General features: G+C 52.6%; 19 protein-coding genes. 4 read left to right on the top strand and 15 right to left on the bottom strand.

Annotation, left to right across the window (positions count from 1 at the left end; translation table 11 throughout):
* Positions 1–18: 18 nt before the first annotated feature.
* From LZP73_RS03965 to LZP73_RS04035, 15 genes are all read right to left on the bottom strand, one after another.
* Positions 19–987 carry a type II secretion system F family protein gene (locus LZP73_RS03965; RefSeq protein ID WP_234233145.1) on the bottom strand — a complete coding sequence of 323 codons (969 nt, stop codon included), beginning with the start codon at positions 985–987 and terminating at the stop codon, positions 19–21.
* Position 988: 1 nt separating this feature from the next.
* The gene (locus LZP73_RS03970) at positions 989–1,966 is read right to left on the bottom strand and encodes a type II secretion system F family protein (RefSeq protein WP_234233146.1); all 978 of its coding nucleotides are present in this window, start codon (positions 1,964–1,966) and stop codon (positions 989–991) included.
* An 11-nt stretch (positions 1,967–1,977) separates the two neighbouring features.
* Entirely contained in the window at positions 1,978–3,306 is a 1,329-nt protein-coding gene (locus LZP73_RS03975) for a CpaF family protein (protein WP_234233147.1), read from the bottom strand.
* 3 nt (positions 3,307–3,309) lie between these two features.
* Positions 3,310–4,554 carry an AAA family ATPase gene (locus LZP73_RS03980; protein ID WP_234233148.1) on the bottom strand — a complete coding sequence of 415 codons (1,245 nt, stop codon included), beginning with the start codon at positions 4,552–4,554 and terminating at the stop codon, positions 3,310–3,312.
* A 71-nt stretch (positions 4,555–4,625) separates the two neighbouring features.
* Positions 4,626–5,069 carry a TadE/TadG family type IV pilus assembly protein gene (locus LZP73_RS03985; protein ID WP_234233149.1) on the bottom strand — a complete coding sequence of 148 codons (444 nt, stop codon included), beginning with the start codon at positions 5,067–5,069 and terminating at the stop codon, positions 4,626–4,628.
* Positions 5,066–5,539, bottom strand: a complete 474-nt coding sequence (locus LZP73_RS03990; protein WP_234233150.1) for a TadE/TadG family type IV pilus assembly protein — start codon at positions 5,537–5,539, stop codon at positions 5,066–5,068. Before LZP73_RS03990 ends, LZP73_RS03985 begins: the two co-directional genes overlap by 4 nt.
* A 9-nt stretch (positions 5,540–5,548) precedes the next feature.
* Positions 5,549–6,778 carry a pilus assembly protein TadG-related protein gene (locus LZP73_RS03995; protein WP_234233151.1) on the bottom strand — a complete coding sequence of 410 codons (1,230 nt, stop codon included), beginning with the start codon at positions 6,776–6,778 and terminating at the stop codon, positions 5,549–5,551.
* Between the two features lie 66 nt (positions 6,779–6,844).
* Positions 6,845–7,132 (bottom strand): hypothetical protein, encoded by a 288-nt coding sequence (locus tag LZP73_RS04000; protein WP_234233152.1) that lies wholly within the window; start codon positions 7,130–7,132, stop codon positions 6,845–6,847.
* A gap of 16 nt (positions 7,133–7,148) precedes the next feature.
* Positions 7,149–8,579 carry a type II and III secretion system protein family protein gene (locus LZP73_RS04005; protein ID WP_442800714.1) on the bottom strand — a complete coding sequence of 477 codons (1,431 nt, stop codon included), beginning with the start codon at positions 8,577–8,579 and terminating at the stop codon, positions 7,149–7,151.
* A gap of 72 nt (positions 8,580–8,651) precedes the next feature.
* On the bottom strand, positions 8,652–9,464 hold the full coding sequence (gene cpaB, locus LZP73_RS04010) for a Flp pilus assembly protein CpaB (RefSeq protein WP_234233154.1): 813 nt from the start codon (positions 9,462–9,464) through the stop codon (positions 8,652–8,654).
* Positions 9,465–9,509: 45 nt separating this feature from the next.
* Positions 9,510–10,709 (bottom strand): AAA family ATPase, encoded by a 1,200-nt coding sequence (locus tag LZP73_RS04015; protein ID WP_234233155.1) that lies wholly within the window; start codon positions 10,707–10,709, stop codon positions 9,510–9,512.
* A 139-nt stretch (positions 10,710–10,848) separates the two neighbouring features.
* A complete protein-coding gene (locus LZP73_RS04020) occupies positions 10,849–11,424 on the bottom strand; it encodes an A24 family peptidase (RefSeq protein ID WP_234233156.1) in 576 nt (191 codons plus the stop codon).
* A gap of 91 nt (positions 11,425–11,515) precedes the next feature.
* Complete coding sequence (locus tag LZP73_RS04025) at positions 11,516–11,710, bottom strand: Flp family type IVb pilin (protein WP_169563523.1); 195 nt, start codon at positions 11,708–11,710, stop codon at positions 11,516–11,518.
* A gap of 894 nt (positions 11,711–12,604) precedes the next feature.
* On the bottom strand, positions 12,605–13,006 hold the full coding sequence (locus LZP73_RS04030; RefSeq protein ID WP_234233157.1) for a helix-turn-helix domain-containing protein: 402 nt from the start codon (positions 13,004–13,006) through the stop codon (positions 12,605–12,607).
* Positions 13,007–13,010: 4 nt separating this feature from the next.
* Complete coding sequence (locus tag LZP73_RS04035) at positions 13,011–14,579, bottom strand: L,D-transpeptidase family protein (protein ID WP_234233158.1); 1,569 nt, start codon at positions 14,577–14,579, stop codon at positions 13,011–13,013.
* 296 nt (positions 14,580–14,875) lie between these two features.
* Between LZP73_RS04035 and LZP73_RS04040 the strand changes: the two genes are divergently transcribed.
* The 4 genes from LZP73_RS04040 (at position 14,876) to LZP73_RS04055 (ending at position 20,474) form a co-directional block, all read left to right on the top strand.
* On the top strand, positions 14,876–15,154 hold the full coding sequence (locus tag LZP73_RS04040) for a hypothetical protein (protein ID WP_234233159.1): 279 nt from the start codon (positions 14,876–14,878) through the stop codon (positions 15,152–15,154).
* A 94-nt stretch (positions 15,155–15,248) separates the two neighbouring features.
* Positions 15,249–17,378, top strand: a complete 2,130-nt coding sequence (locus tag LZP73_RS04045; RefSeq protein WP_234233160.1) for a sulfatase-like hydrolase/transferase — start codon at positions 15,249–15,251, stop codon at positions 17,376–17,378.
* 112 nt (positions 17,379–17,490) lie between these two features.
* On the top strand, positions 17,491–19,308 hold the full coding sequence (locus LZP73_RS04050; RefSeq protein WP_234233161.1) for a glycosyltransferase family 39 protein: 1,818 nt from the start codon (positions 17,491–17,493) through the stop codon (positions 19,306–19,308).
* A 62-nt stretch (positions 19,309–19,370) separates the two neighbouring features.
* Positions 19,371–20,474: a glycosyltransferase family 2 protein gene (locus LZP73_RS04055; RefSeq protein ID WP_234233162.1), complete on the top strand. Its 1,104-nt coding sequence runs from the start codon at positions 19,371–19,373 to the stop codon at positions 20,472–20,474.
* Positions 20,475–20,487: the final 13 nt, after the last annotated feature.

Genomic DNA, 20,487 nt, shown 5'->3' on the forward strand with positions numbered 1-20,487 from the left:
GGTCCTTCGATGCATTGGCTAGAATGCCTGCCCCCATACCTTCATGACTTTCAACACCGCGGGTCCGACAGCGACGATGAAGAAGGAGGGCCAGATGCAAAACATCATGGGAAATATCATTTTCACCGCCAATTTTGCCGCCTGCTCTTCCGCCTGTTGCAGCCGCTTATTCCGGTACTCATCGGAGAATACCCGCAAGGTTTCCGCTATCCCTGTGCCTAATCTGATGCTCTGGGAAATGGCCGAATTAAGCCCCCTGATATCTTCCAAGCCGGTGCGGTCAGTAAACTCCTGCAATGCCACCTTGATGGTGAGCCCTGCCCTCACCTTGGCGCAAACCAACTCGAGTTCGCTCGCCAGATTGGGATGACTTATGGATAACTCCCTGGCGACACGTTGCAAGGCGGCCAACAGGCCCAGGCCAGCCTCACAACACACGACCAAGAGGTCGAGAGCATCCGGAAATCCCACTCTCAGGGAGCGCATCCGTCGTTTGGCGAGCATCTGCAACACGAGTGAAGGGGTTAAGAAAGCCCCGCCCAGGATGAGGCACACTATATAAGCACTCATTAACCCTGAGACTTCGGGAAACAACCCCAGGACAACCACAGACGCCACGGCGCCTATGAGCAATAACAACAGCCTGATGGCGCTGAAGACCGCCAGGGCCCCCTCGGAATGTAGCCCTGCGTGTATCAGTAAGCGACGGGTTTCGTCATTGGAAAGATTCAAGTAGGGCTGTTTGGCAAGTTTGCCTATGCCATGCTCCAGCGTCTTGCTGACATCTTGACTTTCCTGAACCTGTGATGGCGAATTTTTATTCAGCACCTGCATCCGCTTGCGGATCGGGGAATATACGCCACTGATAAGGTATGAGAGAGACACGGCCAGGGTCACTCCGGCAATGGCGGCGACGGCATAGATAGCCCATTCCACATGTTGGGGATCATCGAATGTGGCGCTGAAAAGTCCAATTAAGTAGTCCATATCACATATCTATCCTAATCAGTTTACTAATCCATAGACCACCGGCAGTCATACCTATGGCCCCCCACATCAATAACCTGTTGCCATCCTCTGTGCCCGTCAACTCGGCAACATAACCCGGGGTTTGCAGGTAAATAACGGCAAACAGCACGAAGGGTAGCAAAATCAATATCCAGGCAGATAAACGCCCTTCTGCGGACAGGGTCCTGACACGGCGCCTGAAGGTAAATCTCTGTCGTATCACCCTGGATAAGTTATCGATATTCTCGGCGAGGTTACCGCCGGTTTCTTTCTGCACCATGACGGCACTGGCGAAGGCCATCGCCGACACACTGGGGATCCGCTCGATGAAGGCTAAAATCGCGCGTTTGGTATCTTTGCTGTAGTTAATGTTGGCAAACATCAGGCTGAACTCTTTCGCCAGGGGGCCCTCCATTTCTTCGGTGACCAATTTCACCGCATCGGAGAAAGAATAACCTGCCTGTAATGCCCGCCTCAAGACATCGAGCGCGTCGGGGAAGCTGCCCTCGATGGTATCCATTCGCTTAGTCGTATCCCTGCTCAATTTGAAATGAAACAGCATGATGGTGATCCACACCACGAAAGCACTGAGAAGCGGTTCCCTGAAATAAAACCAGCTCGCAATCCCCAACACCGCAGCGCAAAAGAGTGCCAGAGCCAAGAACTGATGCCCCAACATCTTATAATCGGCCAGCTCGAGGCGATAACTCAGGTTCTCAATAAATTCAATGCCCTCCAAACCCCGGCCAACGGGGCCCAGCTTACTCAAACGGCTCTTTCGCAGCAGTGATGTTTCAAAATTGCCATCACCCGAATCTTGCGACAGTTTTTTCAGGCGCTTGCGCACCAAGGCCGCATTGGCTCTCTGGGGACTGTAGACAGGCAAAAAGAGTGCCTGGGATAGAAAGATAACGGCGACGAAAATGAGCCCGAGAAAGATAACCTCATTGGAAAACATCAGAATTTCTCCTAAAAATTCGCAAAGGGATCACCACAGTTAAACAAGTGATAAGGTAGATCTATACCGTGTTGTTTCAGCTTGGTATGGAAGCCAGGGATCACCCCAGTGGCAGCAAACTTGCCCTTAATATTACCGTTTTCATCTATCCCCTCACGGTTAAAGCGGAAGATTTCAGACATAGTAATAATATCGCCTTCCATACCATTGATTTCCTGAATGCTGGTGACCCGCCGACGACCATCCTCCTGGCGTTCCAACTGCACTACTATGTCTATTGCCGAGGCTATTTGCGTGCGAATATTACTGACGGGCATCTCAAATCCCGCCATGCACACCATGTACTCAAGGCGGCCTAAGGCGTCCCTGGGGCTATTGGCATGCAAGGTGGTGAGCGAGCCTTCATGGCCAGTATTCATCGCAGTCAACATGTCCAGCGCCTCGCCACCACGCACCTCACCTATCACTATCCTGTCGGGTCGCATCCGCAAACAGTTCTTCACCAGATCTCTCTGGGTCACTTCCCCGCGTCCCTCGATGTTCTGTGGGCGAGTCTCCAGTCTCACAACATGGGGTTGTTGTAATTGCAACTCGGCAGAATCCTCTATGGTCACTATGCGCTCATCGCTCGGGATATATCCGGATAACATGTTGAGCAAGGTGGTTTTACCGCTGCCTGTCCCGCCTGAGACCAGGACATTGAGTTTGCCCTTCACTGCGCCATGCAGCAGTTCAACCATGGATTCTGTAATTGAGCCATAATCGATCAATTCCTTGGCGGTGAGTTTATCGACGGCAAACCTGCGTATCGACAGAGAAGGTCCGTCCAGGGCCAATGGCGGTATGATGGCGTTGACCCGGGAACCATCTGCGAGTCTGGCATCCACCATGGGCGAGGATTCATCGATGCGACGCCCAACACTGGACACTATGCGATCTATGATATTGAGCAAATGGGCATTGCTGTGGAATTTAATGTTAACGGCTTCGAGTTTCCCCTTGCGTTCAACATAGACCCTGTCGAAGGAGTTGACCAAGATGTCCGATATTGTCGGATCTGCCAATAAGGTCTCCAGGGGCCCCAGGCCTAACACCTCATCGATAACAAGCTTTATCAATCTTTTACGTAGAGATAGGTTAATAGGTAAATGCAGATCATTGATAAGCTGTTCGCTGATGTCACTGATCTGCTGACGCGCCTGTTCTTTGGAGATAGTTTCAATCAAAGACAGGTCCATCACGCTTAGCAGTCGATCGTACAGCTGTATCTTGATCTCCTGCTCTTCGGCACTCAGAGGTTGATACTGTACTGCCGGAGCCATAGATGCTCGATTTTCCATAATTTACTTCCCTAAGATGCGCGCCCAAAACCCAGTTGTTTTTTTGCTGGAATCTTTTGCCGGTAAAAAACGCTCTGTGATGAGCTTCAGGTCCTGCAGCATGCGCTGGCGTTTAGCTACCTTGGTGATAGGTTTTCCCAGATCGGCACACTCGCTCGCGAGTTTGTAGTCATTGGCGATCACAAATATCGACTCGATACCCACGGCATTCTGTATATCTATGAGTTTTATCGCCGTATTGGACTTGTCATAGCGATTAACCACCAAATGAATTTTATCTTTCGCTATGCCCATGTTCGTCATCAATTGCTGCACCAGGGCCTTAGTCTCACGCACTATCATTAAATTCTGCTGCGTCACTATGAGAATATCGGCATTGCGGAGCAGTTCACCGTTCCAGTTTTCCGGCCCTCTGGACAGATCTACTATGACCTGGTTATAGTGTTGCCGGCATTTCCATAGCAAGTCGTAGATATTGCCTAGCTTGATATCCTCATAGGAATTGAGCATGGAGAAAGGGGCCGCCGCCAGCAGATGTAATTTCCCCCGGCTCGTCATGGCGCTTTTTAAGGCGACTTCATCCATATCCCCCAGTGCCTGCAAGGCGTCAGAAATGAAGTAGGTAGGTTCGAATCCCAAGATGTGTGCCAATGAACCATAGTGTAAATCTGTGTCCAACAAGGCCACGTCTTTGTCATCCCGATCTGCGGCAATGACGGCCAAGCTGGAAGCGATGAAACTGGCACCCGAGCCCCCTTTACCGTTGACCACCACCAACACTGAAGCCAATTCGGTTTTCTCGCTCAGCTGAAGCGCTATTTTCTTCAAGGCTTGGAATAGCTCGATATCCGGCGCATCCAATGGAATGAAATCACTCACACCATGTTGAAATGCCAGTCTTAACACGGATTGGGGAGTATCCTGGCCCAGGATGATAATATCGGCACCATAACTGGAAGCACACTTGAGGGCTTGCTGAGCAAGCTGGTCATCATGGGGGATGACCAGGAGGATCAAATTGAAGGGTTTGCCCGATGATTTACTCGTCTTAATACCACTTAAATCCGAGGTTTTTTCCCAATTCAAGTTGATACAGCGGGTCAGGTTGGCCTCGAGTTGAGGTAAAAACTCTTTCTGAGCATCTATGAGGAGCGCATTGATGGGGAAAGGCATGGCAAAAACAACATGCTCCTCTGACTGGGGCGCATCCTGGGTATCTGACATCAATAATTCCAGCGGCTTATCCATGGTCTACCCCTTCCTTGCACGTAAAAACCTTATGTTTACTATAGTATTCATTTCCTGCTTGATGATTTTATTTAGCTGCATGTCGTGGTCCCCCCGCGGAAGACACCCAGGCTCTCTCTGGGCAAGGTGGTAAAAAAGGTTGGAGAATTGAGTGTCCTATATAGACCCGGTACCAAAAACTGGTGTTGATAATTGCGTATCTCTGCCCGCACCAAATAAATATCTGACCCATCGGGTGCCGAGGCATCATTGCCATTCTTGTCTAAGTAGCGGATAACCAGGTTACTCGGGCCGAGATTGGGGACCAGCTCAGCGCCATTGAACAGTGCCAGATTGTCTATGTCTGTACTGGGATGGCACACGACGGCGAGTCTGGCCGCACGTCTGGAGGCTTCCTGCAACACACTGTAGGTGTAGAGTAGGCGTCCCACTTCGATGGCGCCGAACAGGAGCAGGAAAAACACCCCGGCGACGATGGAAAATTCAACCATGTAGATACCTTTATGCTGTTTCATAGTGCTGTCACCGCGTAACTGGTATTTAAGTTAAAACTCAGATCCAGGGCATCACCCAGCCCGAAGGTATTGAAGCTATCGCCAAACAACGGCTGCCAATTGTAGCTGACTGACACTACCAGCCGCCGGCTGCCCGCTGGGGACTCGAGGATAGTCACATCGGCCGTGGATAAACCATTCAGCAAGGGAGTCCCACCTGAAGCCATATTGCCGTACACCAGGAGGTTTTTGGTTTCGGTAATGCAGTTACCACACCCAGAATCCGTCAAGGGGTTAGGTAAATTGCCTGTCTGTCGGGTATCTGCGGTACCAGCCAGGTACCTGGCGGCATCCCGCACCATGAGGGTCAGGGTACTGTATTGATACATGGCCCGGCCAAATTCGGCGGTAGCGAATACGATGAGGAGTAATAGAGGCAGCAAGATAGTTAACTCAACCGCCGCGACTCCCTTTTGTCGCAAGAAATGCATCTCGGCCTCCTAAGAGTCTGGACTATCGGGATCTCGGTACAGGACAATGGTGTAGTTATTGCTGACGAAGTTGGGATCGATCGAGGCATTGCCGGTACCGGCACACTCCTCGACAAACTCGCCGACGATGAATGACTCCTGCCCGCCTTGATCCATATCCTGTACCAGGAAGAAACACCCGATACTGAGCACATCGATATCGTTGCGACCGTTGGCCAAGCCATCGCACAAGCCTATGACCACAGGCATTTCCCGCCTGCCGTTCACTTCTATGGTCGTATCTATGCAGCTGTCGATATCGTCATCGTTCAGATACTGCTCATGGCTATAGAAAGCCGCAGTCGGGTTGGCTATGTTGCCATCGGCATCGAGCGTGACTCGCTCGCCCTGACATATATTCCTGTCTCTGGGATGATCGACCGAGTTCAGGCCACCGCCCTGCCACTGACCGAAACGGGTATTGATCCCCTGAGAGACAGGGCCAACGTTGTTGCCCGGCTCGGTTGGCACTGTGTCACCGGCGCCGACACAGGCATCGGGCGAATATTCCCCCGCCAGGGATTCGCGCACTACGTTACCGCCAGTGCCCGACAGCGCCAGCAGCTGGAAATTCCCCGGGCCTATGGTGGAACTGTCCTGCGCCGAGCCGGACTTCATCGCATACAGCTTTTCGGTTTCAATGCCATAGGGCCCATTGGGATCATCCGGATCCTCACTGGCGGCACAGACGAGCAGGGGGACAATTTTATGGTTGCACATGATGTCCGTGCTGCGACCCGCGACGGCAGAAGCCCTGAGACGCTTATTGAAACTCATTATTTGCGCGAGGAAATTACCCTGGGCAATATTTTCCACCCTCACCCGCACATACTCGCTGCCTTCAGTCAGGGTAGGAATAAAGGGATCCGGTAACGCGGAAAACTCGACAGAGATATTGCTTGTGACTTGAGTGATGCTGTAATTCGGCGCGCTGAAACTGACATGGGTTTCCAGCGCATTGTTTTCGGCGTACGCCAGATTTTGTGCCAGCATGGCAACGGCTGCCTGACGCGCCTCGGCGAGCGTAGCGCCATCATCCAGGGCTTTTGCCGCATGCAAGGCCGACGCATCGACCGCATTCTGTATCCGCCCCTTGTTGAGCAGCATGTCACCGCCATCCAGGGCCAGGGCAGCAACGGCAATGATCGCAAACAGCCCTATGGTGAACATCACCAGGATGGCGCCAGCTTGTCGCTGCATACCCCCATCAATAGCTACTGCCGGCCTAGGTTGCATGGTATTCATATCCCCCTCCAAAGACGGATATCAATTCGAAGAAATAATCGACTTACCCATATCCTTGGCGGTGGCGGGAGCCACATTGCTTTCCCTATAGGTCACCATGACCCTGCGACCATAATTACCCTCCAGGCTGAGTACAATACCGTCGTTGCGCTCTGCCGCGCCGGGATCAAGGGTCTGCACTTGCCTGACCTGGTTGTAACTCTCATCCATGGGAAAGTCATAAAGCTGGGCACAAGCAGATAGCAACAACAGCCCAACCACTGACACACAACGACAGATCACAGTCATACTCTTAAAGAAAATAGCCATTTAACCAACCTCCACACTAGAGTGAATGCCCGTATTTTTGCTGGGTCCCACTGTCTTCCGCTGTTGTGCCAGCCTCGACAGGCTCGTATGGCATATCGCCCCGCGCCTGATGGCGCTCTTTATGCGATAACTTGCCTAACAAGTAAAACTCGACATCAGACGGAGCAACGAAACCATCCGTTGGCAGTGAAATATCTTTCTTGTTGAAAGGACGAACCAGACGAGGTGTCACCAAGATCACCAACTCACTCTGGCCACTACGGAAATTCTTGCTCGAGAACAATTGCCCCAATACGGGCACATCTCCCAAGCCGGGGATCTTATCGACATTCTCCCTCAGGGAGTCGCTTATCAAGCCACTGATGGCAATGGTCTGGCCATCGGCCAATTCGACCGTAGTCGCAGTGCTGCGTTTAACCAGAGAAGGGACAATCAGCACGGATGATGTCGAGTTGGCAGCAACAGAGACGGAATTGGCATTACTCAGCTCACTCACCACCACATTCAAGTTCAGGTTTATCTGCCCCGAATCCAATACCGTAGGCACAAATTTAACCCCTACACCGAAGTCCCGATATTGTATGGTGGTGCTGCCATTCTTATCAGGCACAGGGATAGGGAACTCACCACCGGATAGAAACTCTGCCGGTTGACCGCTGAGTGCCGTGACATTGGGTTCAGCCAATACCTTGGCCAGGCCATTCTGTTTCGCCACATCCAAGGCGAAATTCATCAAGAGATCCTTATTGATGTACTGAGCGAAGAAACCCTTGCTGGTCACCCCGCCTATGTTGGAATTAAAACCACCATCTCCGCCGACTATGCCTCCCGACAGATGCGAGCCCTGATTGAATATCAAGAATTTGGAATCGAACTGCCGGGCGACCTCACGTTGCACCTCTGCGACGACCACTTCAAGCATCACCTGATGACCACCTCCTATGGTCATCATGTTAAGCACATTGCTCTTGGATTTGCCTACTGTGGCGGCATCCACGTACCCCTGCGCCAGTTCCACAGCAGTATTCATTTTCTGTAAATTAGAGGCTTGTCCGCTGAGCAACAACTGGCCCTGAGAGGTCTGCACCCCCAGTTTTTCACTCGGCAAAAACTCATGTAGACGTGACTTAAGACCATTGAGGTCATGGGTGACCTCTATGTCTATCACGTTGTTCAGCACCTCATTTTCATCCCAAACCATCACATTGGTACTGCCCAACTGCTTACCCAAGAGATACAGCTCGTTGTTGGGCAAGAGTTTGATATCTGCTATGTCGGGATTGCCGACCGATACCCTGTGAACTTGCTTGGGTAGCTTGAGAACCCGGGATTTGAAGATAGGAATGAGCTTGATGTCATTCCGCCCCCCCATGGGCCCGCCCGCAAAGACAGTACCGTGAAATAGCATCGAGCATAAAGCCAGTAAACAACATCCCAGCTTCATCATATTGTGAGTTGAACGCGGCATGGTGCACTCCTTTTTAAACTCTCTTGTTGTCGCCCATAAACCCTGAAATGATCAGTTTTCCACTTTAACCTCTTGCTCCCGTACCCCTCTCAGCAAGTAGACCTTCTCTCTCCCCTTGGGCGCCGGAACATAGACCACTCTTTCCACGGGTTTAGGAGCTGTTACTTTTGCTGTAACCGGCTCCGGCTGCGGATTCATGTCGGCCAAACTCACCTCGGTTTCATCGTTGGGATTTCTCAGCGCGAGCTGCAAAGACCCACGCCCCTCGGCGACCATCAGGATTTCAGCCTGTTTCAGATTCAATTCCAAGGTGACGGCCCGTACCAGTACAGGCTTATTCTCATCATTCGAAGCACGCTGATCTATGGCGAGGATTTTGACATTCGACAGCACCACGTCGGTCTTAAAGCCGTCATTCTTATATAGGTTAATGACGTCGACACGATTACCAGGTAACAGAAAACCTGCTACCCCGACCACATCATTGACCCTAATGGTTACCGCACGCATTTGTGGTTTAATCAGGCTGGCCAGGGTACTGCCCTCACCTTTCTTGGTCAGCCTTTCTTCCCGCAATACTTCGCCCTGATACAGCTTCTGATTGACCACCTTGCCTTCGGCATCCTCAAGCTTTCTCACCGAACCCAGGGGCACCAGAGACTCGGGCACAGGTGTCACGGCGAGGTGTTTTCTTTCTATTATGGTGCCCATGGGAACCATAGTCGCCATGGTGATGACGTTACTCGTCTGTTCTGTGGTTGCGCTATTGCCGCTGTTTGACTTCAACCAGTTTTGTGCCAGATAAACGGCAAACACGCCAAAGACCAGCGACAAGAGAACAAATAAGATGGTTTTGTTGTTCATAATGAGCTCCTTTCGTTTAACGACTGAATGCAGCCATCAATAACGCTAAACAAAATATATTGACCATGCCGAATCGATCAGGGATTGAGTCACCACGGGTTCATATCTCATGAAATGAATTTGGTCTGACATAATTCCCAACAAATCCCTTGGATAACACGGGATCAGCGGCCGTTCATGACGCTTGTGATATTCAAGGAGTAAATATTGAAACACTTCTTCACTGCAACTCAGGCCCAAATCCTCACAAACCTGAAACCAAATCTGTCGATATAAATCTTGATCTAAGGCATCGAAATGAATTTTGTAGCCCAAGCGTCGCAGGAACGCCTCATCCACTAATTCCTTGGGATCAAGGTTAGTAGAGAAAAGCAAGATAAGCTCAAATGGAATTTCAAAATGTTCACCCGACTGCAGGCTTAAAAAATCCCTGCGCTCTTCCATAGGAATGATCCAGCGATTAAATAGCTGTTTGGCGCTGATACGCTGCCGTCCCAGGTCATCGAGTAATAAGATGCCATTGTTCGCTTTTAATTGCAGGGGGGCCATGTAAGTGCGGCTGTGAGTATCGAATTGCACCTCAAGCATTTCAGATGTCAATTCCCCCCCCGTTATCCGAAGCGGCCTATGGCACCGGATCCACCTGGGATCATGTCCTTTGGCCAAGTCCAGGGGGTTCAATTTTCTCGCATCTTTAACACTATGATGCAGCTCAGGATCGAATACCTGAATGATCTCGTTGCCTATTGCCAAAGCATAGGGGATCAGCACATCGTCGCCGATGGTGAGGTTGAGGTGCCGGCATAGATAACTCTTCCCGGTTCCCGGTGGGCCATAGATGAGCACCGGACGACTCGAATTCATCGCCGGACCTATCTTGTAGAGCAGCTCCTTGGGCAGTACCAGGGCCTTCAGCCCTTGAGCCAACATCTCATAGGTGATGGGGTTGGCCCTGCTCGATTGCAGCTTACAGACAGGAATATATTGCTTCAGCGGTATTGGGGCTAATCCCAGATACCCATTGCGGGCAAAGGCTTGTTTGGCATGGATTTCACCCGCAAGGCTCAAGGCGTAACGCATCTGGCCATCCGCTGTGGTTTGACGGTTTTCAACCCAACCAAGTTTCTTGGCGGTATCCAATAACGCTTGCAGTATCCCACCTGTGACGCCGATTTTGGCAACCATTTGCTCTTTGGTCAGCACACCCGAGGTGAATATATGTTTAGCCACCAGATCCAGTAACAAAGACTCGGACAGTCCGGTATCGGCCAGGGTTGTCGGCCGGGGCGCCAACTGAGTCGCATCCAGGGACGGCTGTGACTGAGGGTTTATTTGATAGAGAGGTGTTTTTTCTGAATTTGTTCCCGGGCTGGATTGCAACATATCATGCCCCCAAAGTACCAAAGTATTGATTCAATTCAACATAGAGACCTATCACCTGATTATCCAGGGAGCAGGCCCAAATCCAGCCTAGCGCGAGGGCCGGTGCATAAGGCACTTTCTGCCCAGCCGCTTCCCCGGGTTCGGGTCGAAAATAAGTTCGGCAATAGACACAATACCAATAACGCTTGAGTGTCTTGACCAGGCCGGAAAAACCCGTCTTCCACATGATCAACATCAGACTGGTAATAGCGCCGGCTGCCACGCCGTATGCCAGACTCCAGAGTAATAACTGGGGCCCCATCAGGGCGCCTATCCCCATCATGAGTTTCACGTCTCCCGCCCCCAGGATGCGTATTGCGAAAACAGGGAACAAGACCACAAATGCCAGCGCAAAACCCAAACTGGCCAACAAGACACCCTGCAGCTGGGCAAAGTAGCCATTGATGGCAAAACCACAGAAGATAGCCCACAGGCATAAGGCATTTGGAATTTTCTCTCTGGAAAGATCGAAGCCTATGGCCAGGATGAAGAATAGGCCCGAGAGCAATAGCTGTAGTGTTAATTGGGGATCACTCATGACAGTTTATATCCCTATTCCTGCTTCAGTCATCTGACTGAGATAACACCCAGACTGAGGACCAGTCCGGGTATTATGGGAGGCTATCTAACTAAGGTGCACAATTAGTGCTGACACCATTTACGGCAGAAGCTAAACATTCGATTTTTGCTGTTGCATTTTCACCCAAGAGATTAAATGCAGCGATCATTCCTCCGACAACCAGCCCCCCCGCAATCGCGTATTCCACTGCGGTCAAACCGCTTTCGTCTTCAACAAATTCTGTCAGTAAATTTTTAAGATTCATAACCGTTATCTCCTAACGACAAGATGCAGCACGTACCGAGATAACCGAGTAACACTCTTATTTGAATGACGCTCTTATAGGGCTCATTCATATGCTACTCAATACTCTTTTCCGTGTAGTCCAAATTAGTCAACATGCATAACATCATCTTCCATCGTTCCATCGACCTCACCTTCCATCGGCTAGCCTGCCAACCCAACAACACCTTAACTGCCCATTCGATATGAACGCTAAAGCTGTACTTAAAGGTAGCAAAGCCAATCAACTTACTTTGCATTGATTAAATTAGTGACCTGCCTGTTGGCAGGTGGAAAATGCCGGCCGGCGATACGATTTACAGCGCAACCCCTTATATTCAGGTGAAAATCTATATTGTTGTGGTCGATAAAGCCGCGAAACAGGGCATGTAATTCCAGCCGACTGCAAATGCGATCAGAGAATATATTATTGATATAGCATTAAAAAAAACATCAAAACTCAATCAAGCCAGCTCAAGCCTCTTCAAGTTAAAAATTTGTAAACAGAATCAAAATCAGGCCACTTAATTAATCAATAGCTCATGCTGAACAAAAGCATCCCAAGATTAATCCCTTGTTTCCTAATATTAATTCTCATTCAGAAACTATGGCCTGATGTTGGTTAACCAGAATGGGCTTGCAAGCCTATTCCCAAAAAGAAATAAGGAGACAAGGGAACAAGGGAGATAAAAAGGAGGCGAGCCGAGCTTAAATACGCCCAGGCCTTAGGTAAAATGGGATGACAGCGGCCTGGCCATAGAGCCAATAGAGCCAATAGGGCTTAAGCCTTAAGTGAACGGCATGAATTGGGTCGGATTAAGCTCCGACATCAAAATAAGCCGGCAAAAAAACCGTCGGCAGGCGCAACAACCCAGATTCAAGACAAGCCCAGGCGGCTTAAAATACGGTAGACGCTCGATATTTCATAGTCGATACCGAATGCAGATGAAATGTATGCTTTGATTTCGGGCCCACTGATCTTGTCTTTATCCATTTTCTTCAATCTTTTGGTCACATAAACAGACAACTGCGACTCTTGTTCCGGCGTCAGGAAGGGAGGCCGCCCCGAATGCTTCTTATCCTTTAGCCCTTTCAAACCATGGGACAGATAACTGCTGATCCATTTATTGACACTGGTGCGACTGACTTTTAAATAAGCGGCTATCTGATAGCGGGACTTGCCATCATGAAAATGCAGCAAGGCTAACAGTTTCAACCGCATTCGGGCGTTCTTCTCTTTGCGAATGAGTTGCGTGAGCTCCTTGGCCTGAACTTCCATAGCCTCATCCTTTATGATCTAAATGATAGATATCGGGGCGGAGCTGCAGCACTCCGGCATCATCGACCCAAGTCGTATGATAGGTGATATACACTGGCATAGGCTTGGGCAGGTTAAAGTCACTTGGATGAGGCTGGGCCGCCAAATTATCGATAGTGGCCGCATTCAATGCGGTATTTTTCCGCAGCAAATACTTTAACAGGGCCTGTGGTTGTTCGAGACGGATACAGCCATGGCTCAGGGCGCGGTTGCGCTTGCGAAATAACGACTTCACCGGCGTATCATGCAGATAAATGGCATTGGTATTGGGGATGGAAAATCTCAGCTTGCCGAGCGCATTTCTCGTGCCCGGCGCCTGAACCAGTTGGTATTCCGACAAATGCCCGGCTATCTGACTGGCCGACATATCGGCAAGCTGGAGCACCTGAGCCTCATAGGCTCTTGGCTTGCGCAACTCGAACCCCTGACTCGATAAATACCCTGGCTCCCGGCTATTTTTGGGTATCAGTTCACCATAGATGATGCTGGCCGGCGGGGTCCAGGTCGGATTGAGGGTAAAGCGGGTCAAATGCGTCGCAAACTGAGGGGTTGGGGTAGAAGACTTGCCCACTATCACCTTCATGCTCATCACCTCTACGGCGCTGTCGATGACATCCAACCTGAACGCCGGGAGATTGATCCACAGATAGTCCCCGGGCAAGGCGGGGAGTTCAAGCCAACGCCAGAGATTGGCTTGCATCTGTGAGATACGTGCCGCAGGAGGGGTATTCAATGCCTGCAGCGTGGCGCCGTCGAGCTCGCCATTTATCGCCAACCCATGTCTTAGCTGGAAATGTTTTATCGCCGAGGCCAGAGTTGGATCATAGACAGCCTCCCGATACGCATCCGCCTCTGCCGCGGCCAGATCTCCCAGCTGGCGTAACATCCACCTGAGCTTAGCAATCTGTGGCGATCTCTGTCCCAACTTGAACTCCAGCTGTTCCAGCGAAGGCCAAACATAGCGGGTCATGCCCCGATAGCGCCTGATCATTTGCCGCAGCCGGGTCACTTCCCCCCGCTGTGGCAACATTTGCCTGATGAAGGACGACAGCTGTCCCTGGTTGGCTTTGAGCCTCAGCGCCTGGGGCGTGAGTGACGCATCCAGACCGCGCTCCCTGGCGACGCTATTAAGCAGGGCCAGAAACAGTCGAGTGTAACTGGCATCCAATTCGGCCGTGGCAGCGGCGCCAAAACCTGGCCTGATTTCCGGTGACGGTGACGGTGACGATATCGAGCCCAGATCTTCGGCCCAAGACAAGAGCTCAGAGGTCAAGGCCTTGGGGCTATTGCCATCGAACCAGAGCAAGCTCTGCGCTGCGTGAGTTTCCTGTGCCGATGACACTGAGTTGACGGCCTGGTTTGCCGCCAACGCAGCGTCATGACCAAGAAGGCAAGCGAGAGCGAGCCCAAGAGCTAAACATCGCCGCCTCACGGCCTTGGCGTGACTGAGCGCCAACGGCGTGGGACGCAGCGCCTGCTGCTTGGAAGAAAGAGTGCCGGGTATGTCTGTCACTGAGCTGGTTTTTGTATCCATAATTCCCGTCTGCTCAAACAAATAACCGAATAAAACGGCGAGCCCAATAGCTCAAAAGACGCATAGCAACCCAAATTCAGGGGCGAGTCATGGGCAAGGCTCGTGTAGCAAGCTTGTATAAAGCTCTAGTACAAAACCAGGCTAACGACAACTCGGGCGAGCGGCTCTGCCCCTTGGCCACGGCGATATTTTTTAGTCCAGGGAAAATTCATGACTATACTTTTTAAGTGTTGCCATTCGATGGTTTAGCTTATCCACCACAGGATTGGCGTTAGACGAAGGGAGTTGTGCGTGACATGAAGCTAAGCAAAACACATTCAGCACAAATCATTCTGACACTCATCATCTTGCTCTTGTTTGCCGTCATACTCTTCCCCGCCTGGAGCGTTGCAAACGCCCGCTTCGCGGTGCAATCGGAACGGGAATCCGGGGCCACATTGGCGGAGCGTTATCTCATTCTGGGCGACTGGCCATCGGGTCAGGGGGAGGATGCATTGCGCCACTACGACGACTTCCAGGTGCATGACGACACCCAACCCCATGACCCCATGGCAACCGAGAATAATGGTGACTAAGAGTCATGGCAGCTAAAAATATGACCTGGACCCAAGGTATGGACCACAGAGGCACACAGAGTACAGGAAGAGCAGCAAGCGCAGGAATGAAGGGATGAGTCGGGGGACATCAAACATGCCGGAAACCCAGAGCCAAACAGCACAGATCTCACTGATGCGTACCTACCTGAGAACGCTGGCATTCATGCTGTTTCTACTAGTGATTCTGTTCAATTACAAACACTTGATACAATACTACTCCGCCTTTTCGCTCGCCAATGCCATGACACGCCTGGACTCGGAGCAACTGCTGAGCGAGGGGCTCATCCTGGATATCGGCTATTTCCTCGGGGTCGTCATAGTGCTGCATGCCTGTTGGGCCGCCGTCATCACCCTGTCCTGTCGCCCCTGGTTCAAGCTGAGCCGCAATGAGAGCATCAAGACCCAGATCTGGCTGGTCCTGCTCCTGCTGCACCTGATACTGGCATTGGCGGCAAACTCCTACTTTTACCCAACCTCCCTGTTAGGCATCTTCCGCGGCACCCCTCTGGCCAGCGCGCCGTTCATCGGCTTGCTGGCGAGTCTGCTGGCGGCCAATTTCCTCTATGGCCTCATCGGCAGCCTCTACGCCTCATTGGGCATAACCAGAGTGAACACACTGCTCGCATCCGTGCTGCTGCTCACGGCCCTGATCTCTATCAATAGCCCCATGAGTGGTAACAGCACCGCCAGTCAGAAGCCGAATATCTTCATCATAGGCATAGATGCCTTGCGTCCGGATCATCTGGCCTATCGGGGAGGTGATAGCAAACTGGCCCCCAATCTCAATGCCTTGCTCGCCAAGGCCACAGTGTATAACAAGGCATATACCCCCCAGGGGCGTACCTATGTCGCCTGGATGAGCATCTTGTCCGGCCAATATCCGACCACCAACGGCGCCAGATTCAACCTGGCACCGCCCGAGTTGGTAGAGCACAAGTTCCCGCTGTTGAGCGAATTATCGGCGCTTGGCTATCAGACCAGCTATGCCATGGATGAGCGGCGCTTCAATCAAATAGATGAAGACTATGGCTTCGATACCAGCATAGGCCCCAAAATCGGCGCCGCCGATGCCATCATCACCAGCCTCGCCGATCTGCCGCTGGTCAATCTGCTGAGCAACACCCCGGGATCCCGCTACCTATTCCCTTATCTGTTTATCAACAGGGCCTATGGCAAGGCCTATGATCCCGGGGTTTTCAACCATGAGGTTTTATCCGGGCTCGCCATGGACAGGCCCAATTTCCTGGCGATCCATTTCTGCCAACTGCATTGGCCCTTCACCTCGAAAGATTTTGTCGAACTCGAACCCGCCCGCTGGGATGGCAACTACAACCACTATATGTATCAACAAATGGTCAAGAAGGTCGACAGACAAGTGGCTGACTTCCTCCAGGGGCTGGCGCGGCTTGGGCTGCTGGACAATGCCCTAGTGTATCTGCTGTCGGATCATGGCGAGGGCTTCATGCTGCCGCAGGATAGACTCATGGCCGTTACCGCGGCGGACAAGGCGTCGGCGTCCCAGAGTCACGGGAAGCTCGAAGTTGCCGCCTGGGGTCATGGCACCAATCTCCTGGCTCAGGAGCAATCGGATGTGCTGTTGGCCCGGCTGAGATACCGCAACGGCCGGGTCGTGAGTGCTCCACAGCGAGTGGATGGCCTCTTCTCCCTGGTCGATCTGGCGCCCAGCATATTCAAGGAGCTCGGCCTGGGCGCAAAGTCCAAGGCGGCCAGGTTCGACGGCGAGCCGCTGCCCAGGCCATGGATGCCCAAGGACTTGGAGCGCAAAATCTATGTCGAGTCCTCTATTCCCGTGCGTTCAGTCAATGCCAGTTTCATAGATGAGAAGCGGGTTCTGTCGGAGACGGCTTCATACTATGAAGTCAGGGCTAATGGCAGGGCCGTGATGAAACCCGAGGATTACAAACTCAGCATAGCCCTGAAACAGAGGGCGGTTTACTACCGCCAGTGGCAACTGACCCTGCTCCCCAAGGAAGACAGGCTCATACTGGTCGATACCCAAGCCAAGCATTGGCAGAACCTGGCCGATTACCGGGGAGCGGCCCCCTGGCGCGAGATGCTGGCCGCCCTGTGTGCTCACTATGCCAAGGACCCAGGCTTTTCCGGGCCGAGGCAATGTGTCGACAAGTATCTGGCGAGCAACCTGGGCGGCGCGGCGCGGCAAGCACCCGGCTCTCCGCCTTAACGCCCAGAGCCTTAGCACCCAAGGTTTTAACACCCAGCGCCTTAATATAAGCGCCTTAACATGAGCGCCTTAACATGAGCGGCCACCCGACAGACACACCAGGAAGCCAGACATGGACACATTCGAAAGCGGCGCCAGGCTCCCGGCATGCGAGCCGACGGCAAGCAGTGCGCTCCGGGTCGAGCGCCGGGAGCATATTCAGATCAGGCTGTTGCTCGGCTTGCTCGGACTGGCCTTCGGCGCCCGCTTATTTGTCGCCTTTCGCTATGAAATAAACTGGGATGAGTTTTACTTCTTGTCGCTCATCTACCGATATCTGGATGGTGAGCTGTCCAGCGGCTTGCAGACATTTCATGTGCGACTCTTCACTTGGATACGCTGGTTAGGCGGCGATGAAATAGAGCAGATAATACTGCTCAGGCTATTGATGCTGGGGCTGCAACTGCTGACCTGCGGCTTCATCTACCGTATCTGTCGCCGCTACACAGGCCCTGCCGCCGCCCTGTTCGCCGTGCTGGCCTACGCCTCTGTGTCCTACAATATCAGGATGGGCGCGAGTTTCAGGGCAGATCCCCTGGTGACTTGCTGCCTGATGGCGAGCCTGGATTGGCTGCTCGCCAAAAAATCCGGGCTCCTGGCCTACCTGCTGGCCGGCGCCGCAACCGCACTGGCGCTGCTGCTGACGCTCAAGTCGGCCCTGTATCTGCCGACGCTCGGCATCATAATGCTGGTCCAAATACTGGCCTCGGCCAGGCCCAAAACCGCCTTTTTCAGGCTCCTGGCCTTTGGTCTGGCGGGCCTGGCCGTCTTCTGGCTGCTCTATCTTTATCACAGGACAGGCGTCAATGTCATAGACGCAGACAAAGATGTTTCCATGCTGGCCAACAGCTTCGACAAGACGGTCAAACACCCAGGTCTGCTCCCCAGAAAACGCTACCTCTTCCGGAGTTTCATCCTGGATATGGCCTATTGGTTGACCCTGCTCTACGGCGTCAGGCATGTCTTGGCCGCCATGGTTAACGGACCAAAGGCGGCCCGGCTCAGGGGCTGCATACTGCTGACCTTGCTCTTGCCATTGGCCTCGGTGCTGTTTTATCGCAATGCCTTCCCCTATTTTTATGCCTTCATCCTGGCACCGGCCAGCCTGCTATGCGCCATCGCCTGGGATAACCTGGGAAAACAAGCAGACAGGCGCGCGGCGCCAAATGTGCCAAATGTGCCAAATGTGCCAAATATAAGAGAAGCGAGAGAGGCAAATATCATTAAGGGCCTGGTGCTGCTCGGCCTAGGCATCAGCCTGGCAGGCAATGGCCTGGTGCTGCCGCAAACCCGGAATCTGGATAGCCAACGGCAACTCCTGACCCTGATCCACAGGGCATTTCCTGCTCCGACAGCCTATTTGGATCGCTGCGCCATGGTCGCCTCCTACCCCAACGCGGGATTCTTCATGAGCACCTGGGGAATGGACAAGTATCGCCGGCAAAACCGCCCCCTGCTGGCACAGGCCATAGAGGAGCGGAAGCCCAAATTTTTCATCGCCAACCTGGGCTCGCTCGATGTCGAGCACAAGACCAACCTGAAAAGCGTGGCGGCATACCGCCTTCTGGATCCGGATCAACGGGCGCTGAGTGACAATTACATACATCATTGGGGGGAGCTCTATGTCGCGGGTAAACGCTTTACCCTGGAGAACGGCGCCAGCGAGGTACGCTTTCCCATCATCATAGACGGCCGCTACACACTCGAGAGCGAAGCCAAGGTCTCGATAGACGATATTCAGCTGGCCCCTGGAGAGACCCTGTGGCTCGGGGCCGGCAGCCACACTATCCAAGGGGCAGCGGCCCCGGGACGCTATACGCTGAGATGGGGGGAGCACTTGTATCGCCCGAGCGAGCCGGCGCCGAACACAGATATTTTCACCGGGTTCTAAAGCCTGCAATCAATACGGATAGCTAATACGGATAGCTAATACGGACAGTCGAGGTATGGAAGATGAAACTGATAGTGCAAATTCCCTGCTACAACGAAGCCGCCAACCTCACCTCAGTCATCGAGGCGATCCCAAGGCGCATTCCCGGCATAGACAGCATAGAAACCCTGGTCATAGATGATGGCTCCACGGATGGCACCGCCGAGGTCGCCAGAAAGGCCGGGGTGCAGCACATCATAGTCAATACCGGCAATAAGGGGCTGGCACGCAGCTTCCATACCGGCATAGAGACCTGCCTGCACCTGGGGGCCGACATCATAGTCAACACAGACGGTGACAATCAATATTGCGGCGAAGACATAGCGCGCCTGGTGCAACCCGTCCTGGCCGGTCAGGCGGATATCGTCGTCGGCGACAGGGGCGGTTATCGCAATCCGCACTTTTCGTTTTTCAAACGCAGCCTGCAGGTGTTCGGCAGTTTCATCATCAGAAAAGCCCTGGCGCTGGACATAGCAGATGCCGTCAGCGGTTTCAGGGCGATTTCCCGCACCGCCGCCCAGCAGCTCAACATAGTCTCGGACTTCAGCTACACAATAGAGATGCTGGTGCAGGCGAGCGCCAAGCGCCTGAGCGTGCAATCTGTCCCGATACGCACCAACAGTAAGCTGCGTGCCTCGCGCTTATTTCGCAACATCCCCCAGTTCCTCTACCTCTCCAGCAGCACTTTGGTGCGCATCTATACCATGTACCGGCCGCTGCGAGTGTTTTTCAGCCTGGGGCTGCTGGCGGTCATCATAGGCGGCGTGCCTATCATGCGCTTCCTCTACTTCTATATTCAGGGCATGGGGGATGGCCATGTGCAATCCTTGATCCTCGGCGGCACCCTGTTGGTGCTGGGCTTCATCATACTGCTGATCGGCCTGGTGGCAGATCTCATCAACTTCAACCGCAAGCTGATGGAAAAAATGCTCTATCGCATGGAGAAACTGGAGCAAATGCTGGCCGACACCCGGGCGGACGGCTATGTTTTAATTAGCGGCAGCAATGAGATTAACAACAAGAGCAGCAAAGACTTAGACCTCCTTAAGCAGCAGGGGCCGCCGGAGTGCCGGGTCGCAGCCACGGGCACGAATACAGACACGCAGACGGAAGCCAATCTCAGATGATGGGCCGACCGGG

It is taken from the genome of Shewanella sp. AS16 (assembly GCF_021412365.1).
GTDB classification, from domain to species: domain Bacteria; phylum Pseudomonadota; class Gammaproteobacteria; order Enterobacterales; family Shewanellaceae; genus Shewanella; species Shewanella salipaludis.